The sequence below is a fragment of the Loktanella sp. D2R18 genome (assembly GCF_003318235.1).
Lineage (GTDB): Bacteria > Pseudomonadota > Alphaproteobacteria > Rhodobacterales > Rhodobacteraceae > Yoonia.
In genome coordinates this window covers 37,713-57,812 of sequence record NZ_QOCG01000019.1, presented here as the reverse complement: position 1 = coordinate 57,812, position 20,100 = coordinate 37,713, and the positions used below count along the sequence as shown (strand labels likewise).

24 protein-coding genes are annotated in these 20,100 nt (G+C 55.7%); 7 read left to right on the top strand and 17 right to left on the bottom strand.

Annotated features, from left to right (window positions below):
• The first annotated feature begins 52 nt into the window (after positions 1-52).
• Positions 53-1,165 (top strand): S-(hydroxymethyl)glutathione dehydrogenase/class III alcohol dehydrogenase, encoded by a 1,113-nt coding sequence (locus DS901_RS10590; protein ID WP_113776913.1) that lies wholly within the window; start codon positions 53-55, stop codon positions 1,163-1,165.
• A gap of 57 nt (positions 1,166-1,222) precedes the next feature.
• Positions 1,223-1,942, top strand: a complete 720-nt coding sequence (locus DS901_RS10585; RefSeq protein ID WP_113777025.1) for an NYN domain-containing protein — start codon at positions 1,223-1,225, stop codon at positions 1,940-1,942.
• 4 nt (positions 1,943-1,946) lie between these two features.
• Here DS901_RS10585 and DS901_RS10580 read toward each other — a convergent pair whose 3' ends face one another.
• Positions 1,947-2,564, bottom strand: a complete 618-nt coding sequence (locus DS901_RS10580) for a TetR/AcrR family transcriptional regulator (protein WP_113776912.1) — start codon at positions 2,562-2,564, stop codon at positions 1,947-1,949.
• Positions 2,565-2,846: 282 nt separating this feature from the next.
• Here DS901_RS10580 and mbfA point away from each other — a divergent pair, with 282 nt between their 5' ends.
• Positions 2,847-3,824 (top strand): iron exporter MbfA, encoded by a 978-nt coding sequence (mbfA, locus tag DS901_RS10570; protein WP_113777024.1) that lies wholly within the window; start codon positions 2,847-2,849, stop codon positions 3,822-3,824.
• On the opposite strand, the gene DS901_RS10565 is transcribed toward mbfA, so the two are convergent.
• The 6 genes from DS901_RS10565 to DS901_RS10545 form a co-directional block, all read right to left on the bottom strand.
• A complete protein-coding gene (locus DS901_RS10565; protein ID WP_113776910.1) occupies positions 3,821-4,399 on the bottom strand; it encodes a GNAT family N-acetyltransferase in 579 nt (192 codons plus the stop codon). The two genes, mbfA and DS901_RS10565, sit on opposite strands and share 4 nt — an antisense overlap.
• Positions 4,396-6,480, bottom strand: a complete 2,085-nt coding sequence (locus DS901_RS10560) for a molybdenum cofactor synthesis domain-containing protein (RefSeq protein ID WP_113776909.1) — start codon at positions 6,478-6,480, stop codon at positions 4,396-4,398. The genes DS901_RS10565 and DS901_RS10560 overlap by 4 nt, the downstream gene beginning before the upstream one ends.
• Positions 6,477-6,968: a molybdopterin-guanine dinucleotide biosynthesis protein B gene (gene mobB, locus DS901_RS10555; protein ID WP_113776908.1), complete on the bottom strand. Its 492-nt coding sequence runs from the start codon at positions 6,966-6,968 to the stop codon at positions 6,477-6,479. Before mobB ends, DS901_RS10560 begins: the two co-directional genes overlap by 4 nt.
• Entirely contained in the window at positions 6,965-7,552 is a 588-nt protein-coding gene (gene mobA / locus DS901_RS10550; RefSeq protein WP_113776907.1) for a molybdenum cofactor guanylyltransferase MobA, read from the bottom strand. The genes mobB and mobA overlap by 4 nt, the downstream gene beginning before the upstream one ends.
• Positions 7,553-7,672: 120 nt before the next feature.
• Entirely contained in the window at positions 7,673-8,134 is a 462-nt protein-coding gene (locus DS901_RS18580; RefSeq protein WP_147249904.1) for a hypothetical protein, read from the bottom strand.
• Positions 8,131-8,967 (bottom strand): formate dehydrogenase accessory sulfurtransferase FdhD, encoded by an 837-nt coding sequence (locus DS901_RS10545; protein WP_113776906.1) that lies wholly within the window; start codon positions 8,965-8,967, stop codon positions 8,131-8,133. The genes DS901_RS18580 and DS901_RS10545 overlap by 4 nt, the downstream gene beginning before the upstream one ends.
• Positions 8,968-9,072: 105 nt before the next feature.
• Here DS901_RS10545 and DS901_RS10540 point away from each other — a divergent pair, with 105 nt between their 5' ends.
• Together DS901_RS10540 and DS901_RS10535 are read left to right on the top strand one after the other, a co-directional pair.
• The gene (locus tag DS901_RS10540) at positions 9,073-9,795 is read left to right on the top strand and encodes an AzlC family ABC transporter permease (RefSeq protein ID WP_113776905.1); all 723 of its coding nucleotides are present in this window, start codon (positions 9,073-9,075) and stop codon (positions 9,793-9,795) included.
• A complete protein-coding gene (locus DS901_RS10535) occupies positions 9,792-10,127 on the top strand; it encodes an AzlD domain-containing protein (RefSeq protein ID WP_113776904.1) in 336 nt (111 codons plus the stop codon). Before DS901_RS10540 ends, DS901_RS10535 begins: the two co-directional genes overlap by 4 nt.
• On the opposite strand, the gene DS901_RS10530 is transcribed toward DS901_RS10535, so the two are convergent.
• The 4 genes from DS901_RS10530 to DS901_RS10515 are packed head-to-tail and all read right to left on the bottom strand — an operon-like array spanning position 10,111 to position 11,869.
• Positions 10,111-10,725 carry a hypothetical protein gene (locus DS901_RS10530; RefSeq protein WP_113776903.1) on the bottom strand — a complete coding sequence of 205 codons (615 nt, stop codon included), beginning with the start codon at positions 10,723-10,725 and terminating at the stop codon, positions 10,111-10,113. The two genes, DS901_RS10535 and DS901_RS10530, sit on opposite strands and share 17 nt — an antisense overlap.
• Positions 10,726-10,732: 7 nt before the next feature.
• Entirely contained in the window at positions 10,733-10,867 is a 135-nt protein-coding gene (locus DS901_RS10525; protein WP_113776902.1) for an aa3-type cytochrome c oxidase subunit IV, read from the bottom strand.
• A gap of 55 nt (positions 10,868-10,922) precedes the next feature.
• Positions 10,923-11,411, bottom strand: a complete 489-nt coding sequence (locus DS901_RS10520; protein WP_181820838.1) for a DUF6173 family protein — start codon at positions 11,409-11,411, stop codon at positions 10,923-10,925.
• A complete protein-coding gene (locus DS901_RS10515; protein WP_113776901.1) occupies positions 11,408-11,869 on the bottom strand; it encodes an Lrp/AsnC family transcriptional regulator in 462 nt (153 codons plus the stop codon). Before DS901_RS10515 ends, DS901_RS10520 begins: the two co-directional genes overlap by 4 nt.
• Positions 11,870-11,974: 105 nt before the next feature.
• Here DS901_RS10515 and DS901_RS10510 point away from each other — a divergent pair, with 105 nt between their 5' ends.
• A complete protein-coding gene (locus DS901_RS10510) occupies positions 11,975-12,220 on the top strand; it encodes a DUF6356 family protein (protein ID WP_113777022.1) in 246 nt (81 codons plus the stop codon).
• A gap of 18 nt (positions 12,221-12,238) precedes the next feature.
• On the opposite strand, the gene DS901_RS10505 is transcribed toward DS901_RS10510, so the two are convergent.
• Genes DS901_RS10505 through DS901_RS10495 form a run of 3 tightly spaced genes read right to left on the bottom strand, consistent with a single transcriptional unit; the run spans position 12,239 to position 15,731 of the window.
• Positions 12,239-13,258, bottom strand: coding sequence for an MBL fold metallo-hydrolase (locus DS901_RS10505; protein ID WP_113776900.1), 1,020 nt, complete (start codon positions 13,256-13,258; stop codon positions 12,239-12,241).
• Positions 13,259-13,267: 9 nt separating this feature from the next.
• Entirely contained in the window at positions 13,268-14,047 is a 780-nt protein-coding gene (locus DS901_RS10500) for a Stf0 family sulfotransferase (RefSeq protein ID WP_181820837.1), read from the bottom strand.
• Positions 14,028-15,731 carry an acyl-CoA dehydrogenase gene (locus tag DS901_RS10495; RefSeq protein WP_113776899.1) on the bottom strand — a complete coding sequence of 568 codons (1,704 nt, stop codon included), beginning with the start codon at positions 15,729-15,731 and terminating at the stop codon, positions 14,028-14,030. The genes DS901_RS10500 and DS901_RS10495 overlap by 20 nt, the downstream gene beginning before the upstream one ends.
• Positions 15,732-15,845: 114 nt before the next feature.
• On the opposite strand from DS901_RS10495, the gene DS901_RS10490 reads away from it, so the two are divergent.
• Entirely contained in the window at positions 15,846-16,796 is a 951-nt protein-coding gene (locus DS901_RS10490) for an L-threonylcarbamoyladenylate synthase (protein ID WP_258546697.1), read from the top strand.
• Here the strand turns inward: DS901_RS10490 and DS901_RS10485 are convergent.
• Genes DS901_RS10485 through ubiA form a run of 3 tightly spaced genes read right to left on the bottom strand, consistent with a single transcriptional unit; the run spans position 16,793 to position 20,092 of the window.
• Positions 16,793-17,125 (bottom strand): hypothetical protein, encoded by a 333-nt coding sequence (locus DS901_RS10485; protein ID WP_113776898.1) that lies wholly within the window; start codon positions 17,123-17,125, stop codon positions 16,793-16,795. The two genes, DS901_RS10490 and DS901_RS10485, sit on opposite strands and share 4 nt — an antisense overlap.
• On the bottom strand, positions 17,118-19,070 hold the full coding sequence (locus DS901_RS10480) for an OmpA family protein (protein WP_113776897.1): 1,953 nt from the start codon (positions 19,068-19,070) through the stop codon (positions 17,118-17,120). The genes DS901_RS10485 and DS901_RS10480 overlap by 8 nt, the downstream gene beginning before the upstream one ends.
• A gap of 56 nt (positions 19,071-19,126) precedes the next feature.
• Complete coding sequence (gene ubiA, locus DS901_RS10475) at positions 19,127-20,092, bottom strand: 4-hydroxybenzoate octaprenyltransferase (protein WP_113776896.1); 966 nt, start codon at positions 20,090-20,092, stop codon at positions 19,127-19,129.
• Positions 20,093-20,100 lie beyond the last annotated feature (8 nt).

Genomic DNA, 20,100 nt, shown 5'->3' with positions numbered 1-20,100 from the left:
TGCAGTTTCCGTATTTTTCGCAGATCGTTGCAGCAAACAAACGGAGACGAAAATGCGGACACGTGCAGCAGTGGCAATGGCAGCGGGACAACCGCTTGAAGTGATGGAAGTGAACCTTGAAGGGCCGCGCGCAGGCGAGGTTTTGGTCGAAATCAAAGCAACCGGCCTGTGCCATACAGATGAATTCACGCGATCTGGCGACGATCCCGAGGGTATTTTCCCTGCGATTCTTGGCCATGAGGGCGCGGGCGTCGTGATCGAAGTTGGCGAAGGCGTCACGACGCTTGAGGTCGGCGATCACGTGATCCCGCTTTACACGCCAGAGTGCCGCGAATGCGAATATTGCCTGAACCCCAAGACAAACCTTTGTCAGAAAATTCGTTCAACCCAAGGGGCGGGGCTCTTGCCTGACGGTTCAACGCGGTTTTCGATGCTCGATGGGACTCCAATCCATCATTACATGGGCTGTTCTACCTTCGCGAATCATACGGTCGTGCCGGAAATTGCGCTGGCGAAAGTCCGCAAAGACGCACCGTTTGATAAGATCTGCTATATCGGCTGTGGCGTGACCACCGGGATCGGTGCTGTCATCAACACGGCCAAAGTTGAAATCGGTAGCCGCGCGATCGTATTCGGTCTTGGTGGAATCGGTTTGAACGTCTTGCAAGGGCTGCGTCTTGCGGGGGCTGACCAGATTGTCGGCGTCGATATGAACGACGCCAAAGAAGAAATGGGCCGCCACTTTGGCATGACCGATTTCGTGAACCCTGCCAACGTTGAAGGCGATTTGGTTGCCCATCTTGTCGAACTGACTGGCGGAGGTGCCGATTATACGTTCGATGCCACGGGCAACGTTGGCGTGATGCGCACCGCACTTGAGGCCGCACATAAAGGCTGGGGCGAAAGCATCATCATCGGCGTGGCCCCTGCGGGCGCTGAAATCTCTACCCGACCATTCCAATTGGTCACAGGGCGCAGCTGGCGCGGGACCGCATTTGGCGGCGCAAAAGGACGCACTGATGTGCCAAAAATCGTGGATTGGTACATGAATGGCAAAATCGAAATCGATCCTATGATCACGCATAAGCTGAAGCTTGAAGATATCAACGAGGGTTTTGAATTAATGCACGCCGGGAAGTCGATCCGGGCCGTTGTGGAATATTAATGCACTATGGGCCCGGCGTATCGTCGGACCACATCTATGATTTTAAAAGGTCTTACTATGTCAAATGAGCGAAAACTTTTCGCAGTATTGATTGATGCGGACAATATTTCAGCAAAATATGCGGAGGCAATCTTGCGCGAGGTTAAGGCATATGGGGAGCCGGCCTTGCGCAGGGTTTATGGCGATTGGTCTAGTCCGTCGCTTTCCAGTTGGAAGACACAAGTCGTGGACTTGGGTTTGGTGGCGAACCAAGAAACGGCGAATACAAAAGGAAAGAATGCCAGCGATATTGGGCTAGTTATTGATGCAATGGATATATTGCATGCTGGTAGATTTGACGGATTTGTACTTGTAAGCTCCGACAGTGACTTTACTGCGCTGGCTAGCCGTTTACGTGAAGATGGCGTCGAAGTGATCGGTATCGGTGAGAATAAAGCCCCGGCTAGTCTCCGAAACGTGTGCAATCGCTTTATTTTGATCGAGAATTTGGTTGACCAAGCTATGGAGCCCGATCAGGCGGGGGCGGCAGATGGTAAGCCCAAACCGATCACTCAACCGAGAAAGCTGATCGAACTAATCAGGGCCGCGATGCGCGCAATCGAACAGGAAGACGACTGGTATCGGCTCGGTACAATTGGTAGCTATATTGTGAGGGCCAATCCAGATTTTGATCCACGTACTCATGGGCGTTCTAAGCTAAGTGAACTGGTCGCAATGCTTGACCCGTTCGAGACAAGAAAAGTTGACGGCAATCATCTGGAAATACGACACCTTTAGCGAGCTAAACTCCGTACTTCGCCAAAAACACCTCTACCGCACCTTTAGCGATCCTATGCTTCTCTTCATCTGAAAAACTGTCGGCGATGTTGAAAAGCATACGCGGAAAGATATCGGCGCGGCAGAGTTCGTTGAACTGGTCAGCGGCCAATGTGCGGTCTTCAATCACCAAATCGCCTTTGGAAATTGCACATTCAAAGTAATCTTCTAGCCGGCTGCGGACCAACATTGGGCCGCTTTCGTAGAACTGCTGCCCTAATTCAGGAAACCGCCCGCCTTCACCGACGCAGACCCGAAAAATGCGCATCCCAAATTCAGAGGTGATGAATTCCCCAATCTCGCGGGCGGCCTGATAAAGCACGTCTTCGACTGGGGCGTCCATGTCGATTGCGTCAATCGCCCGTTCTGATTGCGCGCAGCATTCTGCCTTGGTGACTTGCAAGAACAAGAAACGTTTGTCTGGAAAGTAGCTATATAGGGTTGCCTTTGACACGCCTGCCGCCTTGGCGATGTCGTCCACAGATGCGCCTTCAAAGCCATCGCGCAAGAATACAGTTCGCGCACCTTCAAGCACCTGATCGAACTTGCGTCCTTTTTTGGGTTCTACAGCGCCATCAGGCATAGGTCCGCCTCCTCGTGGGGACCTCAACTATAAACTGCCCCGTTCAGTTCAGGCAAGTGCGACGTCGTGATGGGTTATTTTGCGACCACTGGGTAGGTGAGCAGCAACAATTTGACTAAAAACGCGTGCCCCGCAGGTGTGGCGAGAACGATCGCCGGGAATATACGGGTCATGAGTGGTTCCTTTTGATGCTGCAATGGCAGAACTAAACGGTTCAGCTTGCGGGATTGACCCAAGAATAGAACTGAGTAGATTAGAAACATTCTAAACATGAGGCCTATGATGATTCCCGGAATTGCCAGCCGTCGCCGCTTTAAGGATTTGTCAGAGCAGGAGATACTGGCGCTTGCAATTTCGTCCGAGGAAGACGACGCGCGCATTTATCGAAGCTATGCAAACCACTTGCGCGCCGATTTTCCTGCCTCTGCCGCCGTGTTTGATGGCATGGCCGCTGAAGAAGATGATCACCGCCGCCGCCTTATAGAAATGCACACATCGCGCTTTGGTGAAGTGATTCCCTTGATCCGTCGCGAACATGTGTCGGGATTTTATGCGCGCAGCCCTGTGTGGTTGATCGAAAACCTTGGGCTTGAACGTATCCGCGAGCAAGCCGCACAGATGGAACACGACGCCGAACAGTTCTATCTATTGGCGGCGTCCAAGACCGCAGATGCGGGGACCCGGCAGCTTTTGGGTGATCTTGCCGCCGCCGAGGCGGGGCATGCAGACACGGCCGAAGCTTTGGAAGCGGAACATCTGGGTGACGCGGAAAAGACCACCGAAGAAGTCGCCGCCCATCGCCAGTTTGTCTTAACGTGGGTCCAGCCAGGATTGGCTGGCTTGATGGATGGGTCTGTGTCGACACTGGCCCCGATTTTTGCCGTCGCATTCGCGACTCAAGATACATGGACCACATTTCTTGTCGGGCTTGCCGCATCGGTTGGTGCGGGAATTTCAATGGGGTTTACCGAAGCGGCGTCAGATGATGGTCAGCTTTCGGGTCGCGGATCACCAATTAAACGTGGGATTGCGGCCGGCGTGATGACAACGCTCGGCGGGCTTGGTCACGCGATGCCTTACCTCATTCCAGAATTTTGGACAGCAACGATTATCGCGCTTGTTGTGGTCTTCGTTGAACTCTGGGCAATTGCTTGGATACAAAACCGCTATATGAACACGCCGTTTTTACGGGCCGCGTTTCAGGTGGTTTTGGGGGGCGCATTAGTGTTCGCGGCAGGTGCGCTCATTGGGTCAGGTTAGACGTCGCGGATCATAATTGTCGCCGCATTAAACCCGAAAATATACCGTAAAAGCCCCATTTTGTGGGTCTCAAGTTCGCGGAACCCTTCGTGTAGATAAAGTGCGCGGGCACGTGGATTGGTATCGACCACGTCGAGCCGGACTTGACGGTAACCGCGTCGTCTGGCCTCTGCGCTGACTTCGTTCAATAATGCCGTGCCAACCCCTTTGCCGCGGGCCTCATGGGCGACGAACAACCCGTCCATTAAGAACCTCTCATTTTCAGTGTCGCTTTCAAGCGCGCCCATCAACCGGACCCGGATCGCCGCGCCAACCCAGCCGTACACTTTGCGAATATCCGTGAAGCTGCCGCCAACAAGCGCACCTTGCGAGGTTTTAAATCCCGCAACCCCGATCAATCGCCCCTGCGCGTCATGGGCGCAAATCCCGTGATCCGACCGCATCACCCGGTTGATATAGACGAGCGCGCGATATTTTGGCCCCATTGTAAAGCCAAGCTTGGTGCCGAAAGCCTCCCAATATAGGGCCGCTGCTTCGCCGCGGCTAACGTCAGGAATGCCAACTGTAATTTTCATAACGCGAAGTTTCCGAAAGGAATGAAGCGGACAAGATCGCCCGGTGCTACCTTTTGCGCGGGATCGTCCAATTCGACAAGCCCTGTCGCCCAACTTAGCCCAGAAACCCTGCCTGACCCTTCGGAAGCAAAGACCTCCACGCGGCCATCCGTGACCCGTGCACGCAGATATTCACGACGACCTGCCTTTTTGGATTTCGTGAAGGCGGCAGGTAATAGATAGCTTTCAGTCTCGGCCCAATCGCCGCCCGCCAATTGGCGCAGCGCAGGGCGCGCAAATATCAAAGTGCAGACCATCGCTGCAACCGGATTGCCGGGCAGCCCAAAGACGGGGATGTCGTTCCATAGCCCAAGCGCTAGCGGGCGGCCCGGTTTCATTGCAATCCGCCAAAGCGCAAATGACCCGGTGTCAGCGAGCAGCGCAGACATATGGTCTTCGTCCCCCGCAGAGGCCCCGCCAGAACTCAGGATCACATCACAGCGCGCGCTGGCGTCATCCAAGATCGCCCGCAGTTTGGGGCGGTCATCAGGCGCGCGGCCAAGGTCAACCACCTCGTAACCCCAGTCCGCCACAACCGCGCAAAGCATGGGGCGGTTGGCATCAAATATCTGCCCTTCATGCGCGGGCGTGCCGGGATCACGCAATTCATCCCCTGTCGATAAGATACCAACGCGCAAGCGTTTGCGCACCTTAATATGCTCAACGCCAGCGGCAGCCATTGTGCCGATGTCTGCTGGCGTGATCTTGTGCCCCGCTGAAAGAATGGCATCGCCTTTACGCATATCTTCGCCCGCATTACGCGCGTTTGAGCCTTTTTTCAGTGGCCCATGAAATGCGATTTGATCATCCGTCGCGGTGACGTCTTCTTGTAAAATAACGGTATCGACGCCTTGCGGGAGGTTTGCCCCGGTCAAAATGCGGATCGCCGTGCCGGGGGGGACCGCATGGTTGTAGGGTTGCCCAGCAGCCGAGCGCCCCGCGAGCAGCGGCAATACATGGGTGCCAGCAGGGATGGGTCCCGCAAACCCATAGCCATCAACGGCGGAATTGGGGGCGGGCGGGTGTGACCGGGCCGCAGATACGCCTTCTGCCAAAATCCGGTGCGTCGCCTGCCCGATTGGTACCTCTGCGACATCCGTCACCGCGCCAAGCTGGTCGCGTAGATGCGCGAGCGCGGTGTCAACCGGCGTCCAATAGGCCCCTTGCGGCATCGCAAAACAATCATTGCGCAGCGCAGGCGGCGCGAGACTGGCGCGCAAAATGTCCGCTGATCCCGCACCAAGCACCCAGCCTTCGGGCGACGGCGCAACATCCATCATCGCAGCCATTTCATCTGGAGTAAGCGCCGAAAATGCGCGGGCGTAAAGCGCGACTTGCGCGGCATCTTTGATCGGCTCGGGAGAAGCCGCAACAAGATCGGGAAGTTGCGAAAAATAGGTCTCGGCCATGACGATTTGCGCGTCAGGGGATTGAAACGGCCAAACGCAAATATCTGCGCCAAAATGATGGCGCAATCGCGAAAGCGTCGGCAGGCCCATAATGACTTGGCCGCCAACCGCGCCAGCCCCCGCCAATTGCCATGGTGAAAAACTCCCTTTGATCGCGAGATCGGCGGCGCGTTTTTCGGGCATCCCATGCCCATGCCGATCGTTGCCTTTGCGCTGTAGATCGGGGATGTCGCGTTGTAGCCCGTTGAACCAATAGGGTCCGGTGCCGGGAAAAAGCGCATTGATTTGCCCGGCCAGATCAAACCGATTGTTTAACTTTGGCCCGTCTTCGACGCGGGCAGCAAACCAATCCCATAGGCCCAGCGTGTCTTCAGAACCAATCACATGCGTGGCGAACCCGGTGGGGTAGGCGAAGCACAGATCGAATGCCAAAAGCACGCGTAGACCTTGGTCGCGCAAATTGGTCAGCGTGTCGATCAGCCAGCTTTCTGCCACCTGCCTATTGCGGAAATAAATGGGAGGTTCGGATACGCCATCCGCGCCAACTGCAGCCCAGATCGCGTCTTTTTTGGGGGTTGGGCCTCGGTCATTGCCGCCCGACCAATCCACCATTATGACCCGGTCAAATTTCATAGCCCGACCTCAGCGAGGATAAAATTAGCAATGGCCGCCGTGTCATCCAGATTAAAAACTGGGCGATCGGTATCGACAGCCGTGTTTGATGCGATGGCGCGGATGCTGGTGTCCTCTGGCGCGATCAGCGGATTTTTGGCCTCTGCGCGAAAGGCTTCGACTTTGGGGTGGGCGTCGCGTTTGTAGCCTTCGATCAAGATCAGATCGACAGGGGCAAGCTGCGCAAGAAGGTCAGAAAGCGGGGGTTCTGGGTGGTCGCGTAGCTCTGTCATCAAGGCCCAGCGCGACTGCGATGCCAAAAGCACCTGCTGCGCCCCCGCGGCCCGGTGGCGGTAGCTGTCTTTTTCGGGTTGATCGACGTCAAAGCTGTGATGCGCATGCTTGATGGTCGAAACGCGCAGGCCTCGGCCGCTGATTTCAGTCACGAGGCGCTCCATCAGCCCAGTTTTACCTGCGTTTTTATATCCAACGACACCGTAAATTTTCATAGCATTGCCCGCGCTTTGACCAGATCATCTGGCGTGTTCACATTGAAAAAAGCCGCGTCATCCGCGAATTCAGCGTATCCCGCCCTATGTTTCTCGGTCCAAAGTACGACCTTACGTAATCCGCCTTGCAAGGCCAGGCGGAGGTCTTCGCGCAGGGCAACTGGCCACAAGCCGAACGTTGGTTGCCGCCCGCTTGGGCTGGCTGCCAGTGCCAGATCAGCGCCTGCATTTTCGGCGGCGAGCATCAGTTGTGGCACTAGATCACAGGGAAAAAACGGAGTGTCCGCAGCAGCGGTGACGATATGGGTGGCCCCTTGTTGTGCGGCCCAATCCAACCCGGCCAAAACGCCCGATAGCGGCCCGGCAAAGCCCGCGATACTATCTGCGATCACGGGTAGGTCGAAGCCCGCAAACCGCGCGGCATCCCCATTTGCGTTCAATGCGATGCCGCCAACCTGTGGTTCAAGCCGATCAATTACATGCGACAGGATTGTGCCCGCACCCAGCGGTAAAAGCGCTTTGTCGCCGCCGCCCATACGGGTTGCTTGTCCGCCAGCAAGAATAACGCCCAAAGGTTGGATCATTTTTGCCCCCCGTCTGCGACGCGGTGCATCCGCCTTCGGCGGGAGTATTTAGGGCAAGATGATATGAGGGTCACTGTGCGCTTTGCCAACGTAGAATTTGCGCCTTAAGGTCGTGGGGCGTCATATCATCAGGCAGGCCATCTTTAGAGATTGGCAATGTCCGTTCCGGTTCCATACGAATAAGGATTCCTTTTTTCTAAATTCAGGTGACGGAAGTGCTGCCCACGAAACCCAAGTCGCGGCGGTTCGCGATTTGAAATGCACACCATTGGCGTCGAGTGTAACCCGTTGTGGCCAATATTTCATTTGAAGAGCGAAATGTGGCGCAGCTTTACGGTAAATGTAGGGCTTAATTTTTAACTCAAATATACGATGGGCAAGGTATCCAGAAGCAAATCCTAATAAGACGTGTGAATCGATGTACCCCAGAAACAATAGCGTAACTGGCAAAACAATTATCAGCGCGCGACCGAACGCGCCAAACCACGCATATCGAGGCATGTAATATCTGCTGCCACGGACGACTTTTAAGCATCGTTGTATCTGCTTCGGGTCGGAATAAACGATATCAATTTTCTTCACAGCCGCCTCTTTCGATCAGATTGTTTGGGTTCATCGGCGACCTTGTTGGGGTCAGCGTCGCGGATTAGCCGCGTTTCGCCGGAGAGGCAGACAAACCTTTGCCCTTTCATCCGGCCGATGAGCGTCAGCCCCACTTGGTTGGCGATTTCAACGCCCCAAGCGGTAAACCCAGAGCGTGACGCGAGGGTTGGGATGCCCATCAATGCCGTCTTGATCACCATCTCGGATGTCAGCCGTCCTGTGGTGTAGAGGATTTTGTCGCCAGATTTGACCTTCTCAGAGAGCATCCAGCCGGCGATTTTATCAACGGCGTTATGGCGGCCGACGTCCTCCATGTAGACCAGCGGTCGGTCGCCTTGGCAGAGCACGGTTCCGTGAATCGCGCCCGCCGTAAGATAGAGCGATGGCGTGCGATTGATCTTGGCGGCAAGTGTATAGAGGTCAGAGGTTTTTACGGGCGTGGCGGGCAGGGTCACATTCTCAAGCCCTTCCATCATGTCGCCAAAGACGGTGCCGACAGCGCAGCCGCTGGTGCGGGTCTTTTTCTTAAGCTTGTCTTCAAATATGGTTTTATTGTCGGTGCGCACGACAACCACATCAAGCTCTGCATCGTAATCGACCCCGGTGATTGTGTCTGCGTCGCGCAGCATGCCTTGGTTACGCAAAAAGCCGAGTGCGAGGTATTCTGGGTAGTCGCCAATGGTCATCGCGGTCACGATTTCTTGGGCGTTTAGGTAGATGGTCAGTGGGCGTTCTTCGATCACGTTAAGATCAATGGGTTGACCATGTTGATCGGTCCCGATGACGGCCCGCGTCAGCCCTTCGCTCTGCATGCACGGGGCGATTAGGTAATCTGTCGTATTCTCAAGTCGCGCCAATTGCCATTCCCGTTTTGCAGGTCTAAGCCTATCGTAATGGGCTCAGGCTAGGGGAAAGAGATGACAACTTCCACCGTCAAAACGGCAAGCAAATCCGCCTATTGGGCCGGGGTGCGCGATGGTGTGCCATTTATTTTTGTTGCGGGTCCTTTTGCGCTGTTGTTCGGAGTGATCGCGACGGATGCCGGACTGACAATTGGTCAGGCGATGGGTTTTTCCGTTTTGGTCATCGCGGGGGCATCACAGTTTGCGGCCGTGCAGATGATCACAGAGAATGCGGGCATTGCGTTTGTGCTTTTGGCCGCATTGGCGGTGAACCTGCGCATGGCGATGTATTCGGCGTCGCTCGTGCCGTATCTTGGTCCTGCGCGGATGTGGCAGCGCGCGTTGATTTCTTATCTGAACTTTGACCAGACCTACATCACATCAATTGCCCGCTATGAGGCCCGCCCTGAAATGACGGTGCCGGATCGGGTGATGTATTTTCTTGGCGTGGCGAGCCCAATTACCCCCTTATGGATGATTATGACATTGGTTGGCATCTTGGCCGGAACCGCGATCCCAGAGGCCTGGGCGTTGGATTTCATCATGCCGATTATGTTTCTTGCGATGGTTGCGCCGATGCTCAAGTCAGTTGCGCATATTGCGGCAGCGATGGCGTCGATTATCGTGGCCCTGGTGCTTGTGGATATGCCGTCGGGAACGGGCCTGTTGGTTGCGGCAGGTGTTGCGATGCTAACGGGTGCGACTGTTGAAACTTGGATGGAGAAACGTGCCGGATGACGTATAGCGCTGCTGAAATTTGGATTGTGATTGCCCTTTTGGGTGTCGGGACGTTTTTGATCCGGTTCTCGTTTTTAGGCCTGATCGGTGACCGTCCGATGCCGCCATTTGTGTTGCGCCTACTGCGGTTCACACCCGTTGCGGTGCTACCTGGGATGGTTGCGCCATTGGTGCTTTGGCCTGCAGCGACGGGCGGGCAGCCTGACATCGTCCGCATTTTAGCCGCGCTTGCCACTGTGGGCGTCGGGCTATGGACGCGCAATGTGCTGTGGGCCGTCTTTGCAGGTGTTATCACGCTTTACGCGGGTTTGGCGGCTACTGGTCTGCTGTAAGCGCTGCGTTTATTTGCGCTGCGGCGATTGATTTGTCGTCTGCATCTGTTTCGCGGTATTCGTGCGTGGTCACACCGGGAAGGTGCGCGAAATCCTCGGATACCCGGTTCGGGTCCCATGTCTGGCGGAAGTTACCGAATCCGGGCAGTTGGCGCAGGATGCGTGACGTTGACCGGGCGCAATGTGCTTGTGGCTCAGGGCCGTTGGCCAGTGCCAGTTGCAACGCTTGCTCTGCGACTTCTGGACGAACCTCAACGGTCTGTCCAACCACGTAATAGGTCACGCGGGCATGGTAGCTGACGTAATAGGACTCAAGTTCGGGGGTCACCCCAAAAAGAACGTCATTGCGTTCGGGCATCCGGGTTTGTTCGAATGATCCAGCCGGGTCAAATATCACGCGCTGGCTTGCATTGATCAAAAGCGCAGTATGGGCCCCGTTGTCAGAACCCGTGTTTTTCATCGTGTATAATGTCAGGTAGGCTGGATCTGGATCGCGGTAAACGGCGCGCGATACGATGTCGTCAGGTGCCCAGCTTTCTGTTGCTGAGCACGCGGAAAGGGCAAGCGGAAGCCCAACGATAAACTGACGGCGATTCATGGCGCAGTTAGCCGTTTACGAGGCCGATAAAGATCAAGACGCAAATGCAGATGATCGCGCCCTTGGTCACCATGCTCATAAAACCGTTAAAGGTTTTTTCTTGGACAGAAATATCCATTTCACCGTGTTTGTGGTCTGACATGTGTGTATTCCTTTTCGGTCGTTTGTTCACCGCATAGCCGATAATTTGGGGTCTGTCACCCGGTCACATCCGCGTCGCGATCCAATGCCGTGGCAAGCTGGAACCCGATCCGATTTGGTTCGGGTTGGTCGATGTTCTTTGGGCTGGCAATCAACGTGACATTCAGTTGGCTGACATGTTGAATCAGCTGGGTTTTGGCGCCTTCATCATTGACCCCGTAATAGGTGACAATATCGGGGTCGTAATAGCCTAACCCTTCAATCTTGATAACGCCGGTCAACCCGCCCGCAAGGCTCACGCCGATTTCGTGATCATTATCCAGCTGTTTCTCAAAATTCTGGATATACATGATGATACGCTCATAGGCCCATTGCGCGGGGCTTTTCTTGGCGGTTGATTCGTTCAAGGCCTTGGGCAAATCTGCCGCAGAGGGAGAGGGGACATTGGGGTCCGTGTGCACCTCTTGGGTTTTGGGTAAGATATCATTCTCTAACAGCTCGGCAGAGGTGTCGATTGTCATATGCAGAGGCGTGTCAGAGGTCATAGGGGTACCGCAGTTGTGTCTTTGATTTCTTCCATAACAAAACTTGCCGAAATATCCGATACAGAAATGCGTGAAGTCAGCCGTTTATAAAAGGCATCATAGGCCGGGACATCGGCCACGCGCACACGCAGCACGTAATCGAGATCCCCGGTCATCCGGTACGCGCCGACAACTTCGGGGAAAGCTTGTAGGGCTGACTGAAACGCGGTCATCCATTTGGCATCATGCGCGTTCGTCCGGATCAAGACCATTGCTGATAAAGGGGCGCCAACTTTGGCTGGATCCACAAGCGTTACGCGTCCGGTGATCACTCCGACTTGTTCCATCGCTTTGATCCGCCGCCAGCAGGCATTGCGCGAAAGATTAACCTGCGCGCTGATGTCATCAACGGATTGCGAGGCATCATTTTGTAAGCTTCGCAGGATATTGCGATCAATTTCGTCTAAATTGTGTGTCATAAGTGAGATTTTATCTCAAAATATATTCAAATACTAGGAGGGTTTGGGATCGATATGATGCAACGCTGGGATACGCTGTCGGAAACTCAATCTGAAAGACGCTCTATGTCCGATACTTCCCCAACCCCCGCCCGCCGCAATCTCATTGCAACTCTGTTTCTGGATCATCCGGGTTCTGTAAACGAAACCTATTTCACACACATGCGGTTTGCGCTGAGTTTCGGGTTTTGGTTGGCCGTCGCCGCAATCGCCGCATTGCTGCATGCGTTTATCCCTGCAGTTTGCGAAACGACTGCCAGCCGCATTTTGAAACGGCTGCAAGAGCGGATCGATAATCGTCACGCGGGATAGGTGTGATTTTGGCGCGCCCTATTTGGCCTGAAACACATAGGCCCCGTCGTCGCGCAGCTGCCGCGTCACTTGGCCTGTGTGATACAGATGGTTCACATGGGCGATAGCTTCGACCAGTGCTAGCCCGTATTCTGCTGGACCTATTTTGCGCTTGAACAGCGGGGCAAAACATTCGCCCGCCGCGCGGGGTTCCGACAGATGCTTAAGCAGGCGGGGCAGGGCGTTGTGGTGGTTGTCGATCATCTGCCTAAGCCGCAGAGGAAGACCCTGAAACGGCAGCTTATGCCCACCTAAGACCAATTGTTCATCGCGCGCATAAGGCATCAGCCGTTCGCAAGACGCGAGCCAATCGGCGACCGGATCGGCCTCTGGCTCTGTTGGGTAGACTCCGAGATTGGCGCTGATCGAGGGCAGCAATTGATCGCCCCCAATGACCAGATTGTCATCCCGGCTCCAGAATGTGGCGTGTTCGGGCGCGTGCCCGTCGCCCATCCGAATATCCCAACTACGCCCACCCATATGGATCGTGCCACCATCGATCAGGCGGGTATAGCCCAGCGGCAGCGGCGTCACGCAATCGGCGAAATTGAACGGGCGATCTGCACTACGTCGTGCAAATTCGGCGGGGTCCATGCCTGCGCGTCTATAGAATGCGAGCGTTTCTTGCGGGGCTGTTTCTTGCACATCCAGCGTCAACATGCGCGCCATGAGCCAGCCTGTGCGTGGCATCGCGAGACTGGCGCCATTGGCCACGAACCAACCAGCAAGCCCGACATGATCAGGATGATGATGGGTCACGATTACGCGGCCTACAGGTTTGTCTGCCATCGGCCCATCAAGCAGCCCCTGCCAAATTTCGCGGGTCAGCTTGCTTGCAAACCCGGTATCAATCACCGTCCAGCTATCGCCATCGTCAAGCGCGTAGACATTCACATGATCGAGTGCCATTGGCAGTGGAAGACGCATCCACAATACGCCCGCAGCGACTTCGATAGCCTGACCAGAGGTCGGCGGTGTATCCCAAGGGTAATGTATCATGCTGAATGCCTATGGTGCGGGCGCGGGCAGAGCAAGCCCCGCATCTTTACGAAACCTCGCAGCCCATAGGCGGTTCCGTTTCGAAGAGAGCACGGCGGTTTGCGCCGTTGCGTTGTTCGCTTTGTCCGGCTCAACGCCAACAAATGATAGAATGCGCCGCAATTGGGGCGCGGGCTGTGCAGCAAGTGCTTCATAGCTAACACGTAGCGGCGTGATGCTTTGTTGCGTGAACCAAGCGTTCCAAGCGCGCTGGCCATCGGTGACTTCGTCATAGGCAGCTTGGATGCGGGCGGTGTCATATATAGGTTCGGCGGCCTCTGCCGTCCGTTCGCGTTCGGTGCCGTCGGCATTGCGGTGCCACAGGCCCGATTGTTCGGCGATATCGAGTGACACCGCTTCGGCAACTTTGTCGGCACGCGCGAGATGAATGAACTTTAACGGCCCAAATGCGGCTTGTAGAAGCGCGTGATCATCTGCCGTAGACCGAAAAAGCTGTGAAAGCCGTGCGGTCAATAGCGGCATGTTGGCCCACATGATTCGCATGCCAAAACACCCGGTCTCCGCGGCCCCGCGGTTCCGTACGGTGTCGATGTAAGATTGGTCAAACCCGTCGATCGTTTGTGGCGGGATCCCCCAATCGTTGGCAAAATCACCCATTGATTGGGGACGAAAGAATGAATTTGGCCGCCCCGCGATCCCTGTTTGTGTCAGCAGATCGCAGAGCAAAGTGCTGCCGCTGCGCGGCATCGTGCACAGAAAATATGCGTGATCAGGCAACGAGATCGTCAACGGTGATGGCCAGCAAATCGTCAGCCCCTTCGCGGACGTGGGCCAGCAGCCCAACATGCTCTGGCAGCAACCGTTTGATGTAGAAGCTTGCCATTTTGACCCGCGCTGCATCGCCTGCCATTGCGGACGCAAGGTGAACATGCCCGCCCAATACGCGCGCAAATGCGCGTAGATAGGGGACAGCACCTGCAAAACGTTGGTTCAGATCGGATTGCGCAACGAGCCATTCGGTCGCTTCGCGTAACGATTCGGCAGATTGCCAGACCGCTTCGGCCAGATCGGGATATGTCGCTTTGGCAGCTTCAGCGCCTTGTTCGATTTCTTCGAGCAGACGGAACGCGGCATCGCCACCATCCATGAGTTTGCGAGCAACAAGGTCCATCGCTTGGATTCCGTTGGTGCCCTCATAGATTGCCGTGACGCGCACGTCGCGGCCGAATTGGGCAGCGCCGGTTTCTTCGATAAAGCCCATGCCGCCATGTACTTGGATGCCTGTGTTGGCGGTTTCAATCCCAATATCGGTGCCAAAGGCCTTGGTGATTGGGGTCAAAAACGCGGCACGCGCTTTCCAGCCAGTGTCATCTGTGGCTGACGCCATATCAATCGCCACCGCATTCATCAGTGCAATCGCACGTGCGGTGTAAGTTTCTGCCTTCATCGTGGCCAGCATTCTGCGGACATCAGCGTGTTCAATGATCGTGCCTGACCCGCCTGCTTTGCCTTGCGTCCGTTCTTGGGTATAATCCAGCGCATGTTGATAGGCGGCTTCGGCAATGCCGATCCCTTGGACCCCAACGCCCAAACGCGCGTTATTCATCATCGTGAACATCGCAGCCATGCCACCATGTTCGGGCCCAACGAGCCAGCCTGTCGCACCGTCATATTCCATCACGGCCGTTGGCGACCCATGCAGACCAAGCTTATGCTCAAGGCTTACAACCTTCAGGCTATTGCGTTTGCCGGGGTTGCCATCTGCATCTGGAATGAACTTGGGTACCATGAACAGGCTAATGCCTTTTGTTCCGGGCACGCCGTCAGGCAGGCGGGCCAATACGAGGTGGCAGACGTTTTGGGTGAAATCATTGTCGCCCCATGTGATATAGATTTTCTGCCCGGAAATCGCGAACGACCCATCGCCGTTTGGCTCGGCCTTGCTACGCAGCGCGCCGACGTCAGACCCGGCTTGGGGTTCGGTCAGGTTCATCGTGCCGCACCATTCGCCAGATATCATCTTTGGGATATACAGGTCTTTGATCGCGTCTGAGGCGTGGTGTTCCAAGGCTTCGATCTGGCCTTGCGACATCAGCGGGTTGAGCTGCAAGGACAGGCAAGAGGACGACATCATATCGTTGACTGCAGTTGTCAAAGTCATCGGTAGCCCCATCCCGCCCACGTCAGGGGATGCCGACATGCCGACCCATCCACCTTCGGTAATCGCGCGGTAGCCATCGGCGAAGCCCGGCGATGTGCGTACCACACCGTTTTCAAGCGTGGCGGGATGCAAATCGCCCGCGCGGTTCAACGGAGCAATGACTTCTTCACACATCTTTGCAGCTTCGGTCAGAATTGCATCAACCATATCTGGGGTGCTTTCGGAAAATCGGTCGGTTTTGGCCACTTCGTCAAAGCCGATGATGTGATCCATCAAGAATTGAAAATCGCTGACAGGGGCGCGATATGGCATTGGTATTCTCCAGTATATGCGGCCGCTTGGCAAATTTGGGTGCTGCGGCTATGCATCAATAAATCTTGTTCACACTAACTGCACCGCCACCCTCATCAACTGAAACGCCACGTCATGACCAACACGCCGATGCAAATACTTGCGCCAGATACCGCTGGTTTGACAACAGCCGCCGAGATTTTGCGTGCGGGTGGACTTGTCGCATTTGGGACTGAAACTGTCTATGGGTTGGGGGCGGATGCGCGCAATGACACGGCGGTTGCGCGGATTTACGCGGCCAAAGGGCGTCCAAGTTTCAACCCGTTGATTGTGCATCTGCCCGACCTTGCCACGGCTGAACAATACTGTGTATTTAACGACGATGCGCGCGCTTTGGCGGCTGCGTTTTGGCCGGGTGCGATGACCTTAGTGCTGCCTTTGCGACAGGGGGCGGGTATCTCTAAACTGGTCACTGCGGGCCTTGATACATTGGCGGTCCGCTTGCCGGACCATAAGGTGGCGCGGGACTTTCTCGAAAAATTCGATGGCCCAGTAGCTGCCCCGTCCGCGAATCCGTCAGGCCGGGTTAGCCCGACAAATGCAGATCATGTGATCGCCGGTTTGGGCGGTAAAATAGATGCGATAATCGACGGCGGGCCATGTGGGGTTGGCGTTGAATCTACGATTGTGAGCTGCGTCGGGACGCCTGCAATCTTGCGCGCGGGCGGCATTCCCACCGAGGCGATCAGTGCTTGCCTTGGCCACCCGATCGCCATGCCAGACGATCCCGATACGCCACAATCGCCCGGACAACTTGCATCACATTACGCCCCCAAAGGGCAGGTGCGGCTGGATGCGCAGCAGATCGACCCAGACGAGACGCTTTTGGGATTTGGGGCAGTTGATGCTGCGCTAAACCTGTCGCCAAGCGGCGATTTAACCGAGGCCGCGGCGCATCTGTTTGATTACTTGCACCAACTAGACGCAATGGGCGCTATGCGGATTGCGGTGTCGCCAGTTCCGGATCGTGGGCTTGGGCGTGCGATCAATGACCGTCTAAAACGGGCTGCGGCCCCGCGCGATTAGGCCTCGCCGCTGTTTTGGCGTTCAACATAGGCGCGTAGTTCCTCGGCTTCGCGCCGGGCCTCGCGCAAGCCATCCATCGCCGCACGCAATTCAGCTTCGGTTTGCGCAAGCTGATTGGTCATCTCTGCCTCGCGCTGCTGCAAATAGGTAATAGCTTGGTCGCGGGTTTCTTCGGCCTCGTGCAAGGCTTGGGCCATTTTGTCCAATTCGCCAACTTCGGATTTTGTCACGCGGGTAAACCGATTGACCAGCCAACTTGCAAACCAGCCAAGACAAAAGGCGACAAACAAGATGCCTGCAGTGGCGATGATGAATTCAGATCTATTCATTTGGGGTGCCTTCTGTTTCTTCTGCGGGCGCTTCCTCGGTTGGGGTTTCCTCGGCCTCGGGTGCGTCTTCTTCGGTTTGTGGCAGAATGTTTTCTTCTGCAATCGCTTCAAGCGTCGTTTCTTCTTCGGGAATCGGTTCGGGGACGATCAAGCTAAATTCGATCCGGCGGTTTGCCTCGCGGCCTTCTTCGGTTTCATTGTCGGCGATTGGGTTCTCTTCGCCAAAGCCGATTGATTCGAACGTGGACACAGGCACGCGGCGCGCGCGCAGCGCCGTTAGAACGGCATCAGCGCGGCGTTGCGAGAGCTGCTGGTTCATTTCTTCGCGGCCTTGGCTGTCGGTGTAGCCGGCCACTTGGATACGTAGATCACCGCATTTCTTAAGGATATCGGCGATGTCGTCGATCAGCGGCACCGCCGCTGCAGAAATATCCGCTGAACTTGGATCAAAGGTAATCTTGCGATCTTCTGTTACCGACAGAATTTGGGCGATGCACTCTTCGGGGCTTGGTAGGCTTGCAATTGGATCAAGCTGCTTGACGTAGGTGACATTGATATCAAAATCTGCGGTTTGCCCCAGCTTTTCGATTAACAGCCGTGAAATATCGGCGCTAGCGACCTCGTTACCCGTGTTGCCGCGGATTTCCATTGTGTTGGGTTCAACGACCACAACGCCGTTTGACAGCTCTGAAAGCGCTTCGATCCCGGCAAGAACGCGCACCGACCATCCGTTGGGCAACCCGTCAACCACACGTGTGCCCATTGTGATATTGTCTTGGCCAAACTTGGCGATGGCAAAGTTTTTGGCGACGGTGTTGGTCAGCTCATCTGGGATGCGGCCACGCAGTTGGACTTGCCCCTCTGGGCTGCGGGTTGCGGTGAATCGCGGCGGGCCTTCGGGGCTTGCCTCTGGGGCCACAGGCAGTTCGGCGGTGACGGCGAAACCATCAGGTAGATTGTTTTCAAGCGTGCCAACGACATCGTCGAACAGACGTGGATCGGTGCCCATAGGGGCCAGCAAGGTCACATCGGTGTCGGCAATTGTCACCGTGCCCCCGCCCAAATCACCGACCGCTGTGATCGCAAGCGCAACGGCGCCCCCCCAGCTTCGTGACGGTGCGCCAAGCGCCAAAGTGCAGTTAACCTGCCCTGTATAACCAACCTCGGTTGCGGCGGCGATAATTTTGCCAACGGCTTCGCTTGTATCGGCGGCGCAGGCATCGAACATTGGCCCATCGTGATCAATCCCAAAGCGTACCGTAAACGGTGAAATAACCGGGCGTGGGGCGCTGATGTCGATAATCAAATCGATGTCGGGCGGCGTGTTGCGCCCTAACGCGATTTCAAGCCGGTGCTTTTCTTCGGGGCTATCAGAAATGGCATTCACAATAACCCGATCCGCATCGATTGATATCTTGGACCTTGGCAGCATTTGCAATGCGCGCAGACTGTAGTTCAGCGCTGGGCGCCACGTATCAGGGGTTGGATAGTCGGCTGCTTCAAGCAGATCTACGACAGGTAATCCGTCGGCGATATTGCGGATACGTGCGTTCAGTGTTTCGCGATCTGTCGTGGCCGGGATCAACCCTATCAGCGAAACACCGCTGTCGTTGCGTAGGATTTCGATTGCAAAGGTCGGGGCGACGATCTGTTTGGATGCGGTAACGGACATATTGTCGATAACACGCGACGCATCGACAATCGCGCCAGATGCAGAAATTGCGCGGAACCGTTCGGCTTCGGTTGGGGCCTCGCCTTCAAGAATGACCTGAAGCCCATCCCCCAGCACGGTGGCCCATCCGTAACCGCGGTCTTCAAGCGTGACTTGCACACCCTCGACCGAACGCTCCTCGACGGTGGCAACCGTGAAGTCCGCCGCGACATAGGCAACGTAGCCAGCGATGGCAAAAACGATCAAACGTATGAAAATGGCTGAAAGGCGCATAGGGGTCCGCTTTGTTGAGTGATGCCCTCCATAGGGCTAGCCGCGTCGGTGATCAATCACACGAGCATCGCTAAGGCGAAAAATGGCAGAACAATGAGGCCAGCGTTTCGATTTGAGCGGAAAAGCTGCACCAAGAAATGATTGTCGTTTGGATCGAAACGGCTAAGCTGCCACGTTAGGTGCCACCCCAGTGCCCAAGGACCGCCAAGCGCGATCACGAGCGATAAAATGCTGCGATTGATGCATGCAAAGATAACTGCGCCACCAAGAAGTAAGATAGTCAGCGTTAAGAATAACCGCAACCATTTGCGTGACTGATCTGCAAACAGGCGTGCTGTGGATTTCACGCCGATCAATGCGTCGTCTTCTATGTCTTGATGCGCATAGATGGTATCGTAAAACAGGGTCCATGCGATGCCTGCCAGATACAATAAAATCGGTACGGGGCCAATGCTTCCGGTATGTGCGGCCCATGCCAATAGCGCGCCCCAGTTTATCGCAATTCCGAGGAATGCTTGCGGCCACCACGTGAATTTTTTTGCAAATGGGTAGATCGCTACAGGGATGAGCGACAACACGCCAATAATAATCGCTGCCCCGTTAAAGCTCAACAAAATTGCGCAGGCGACAACCGCTTGAGCAGTCATCCAAATCAGCGCACCACGCACGCTCACTTGACCTGACGGCAGAGGGCGGGATTTTGTGCGCGCGACCTGCGCATCAATATGGCGGTCGGTGATGTCGTTCCACGTGCAACCAGCGCCACGCATCAAAAACGCGCCAATTCCACAGCTCACCGCGATCCACAGGTCGTGCCAGGTTACGGAATGTGTCGCGATCATCGCAAGCCCTAGCGCCCAAAGGCAGGGCAAATAAAGCAACCAAGTTCCAATGGGGCGGTCTGCACGCGACAGCCGGAAGTAGGGGCGCGTCAGGGCAGGCGCGAATCTATCCACCCAGTTTCCCGACACAGCGTCGGAAACTGCGCCTGTTGGCTCTGGTGTTGCTGCGTCGTCAGTCATATGGTCCG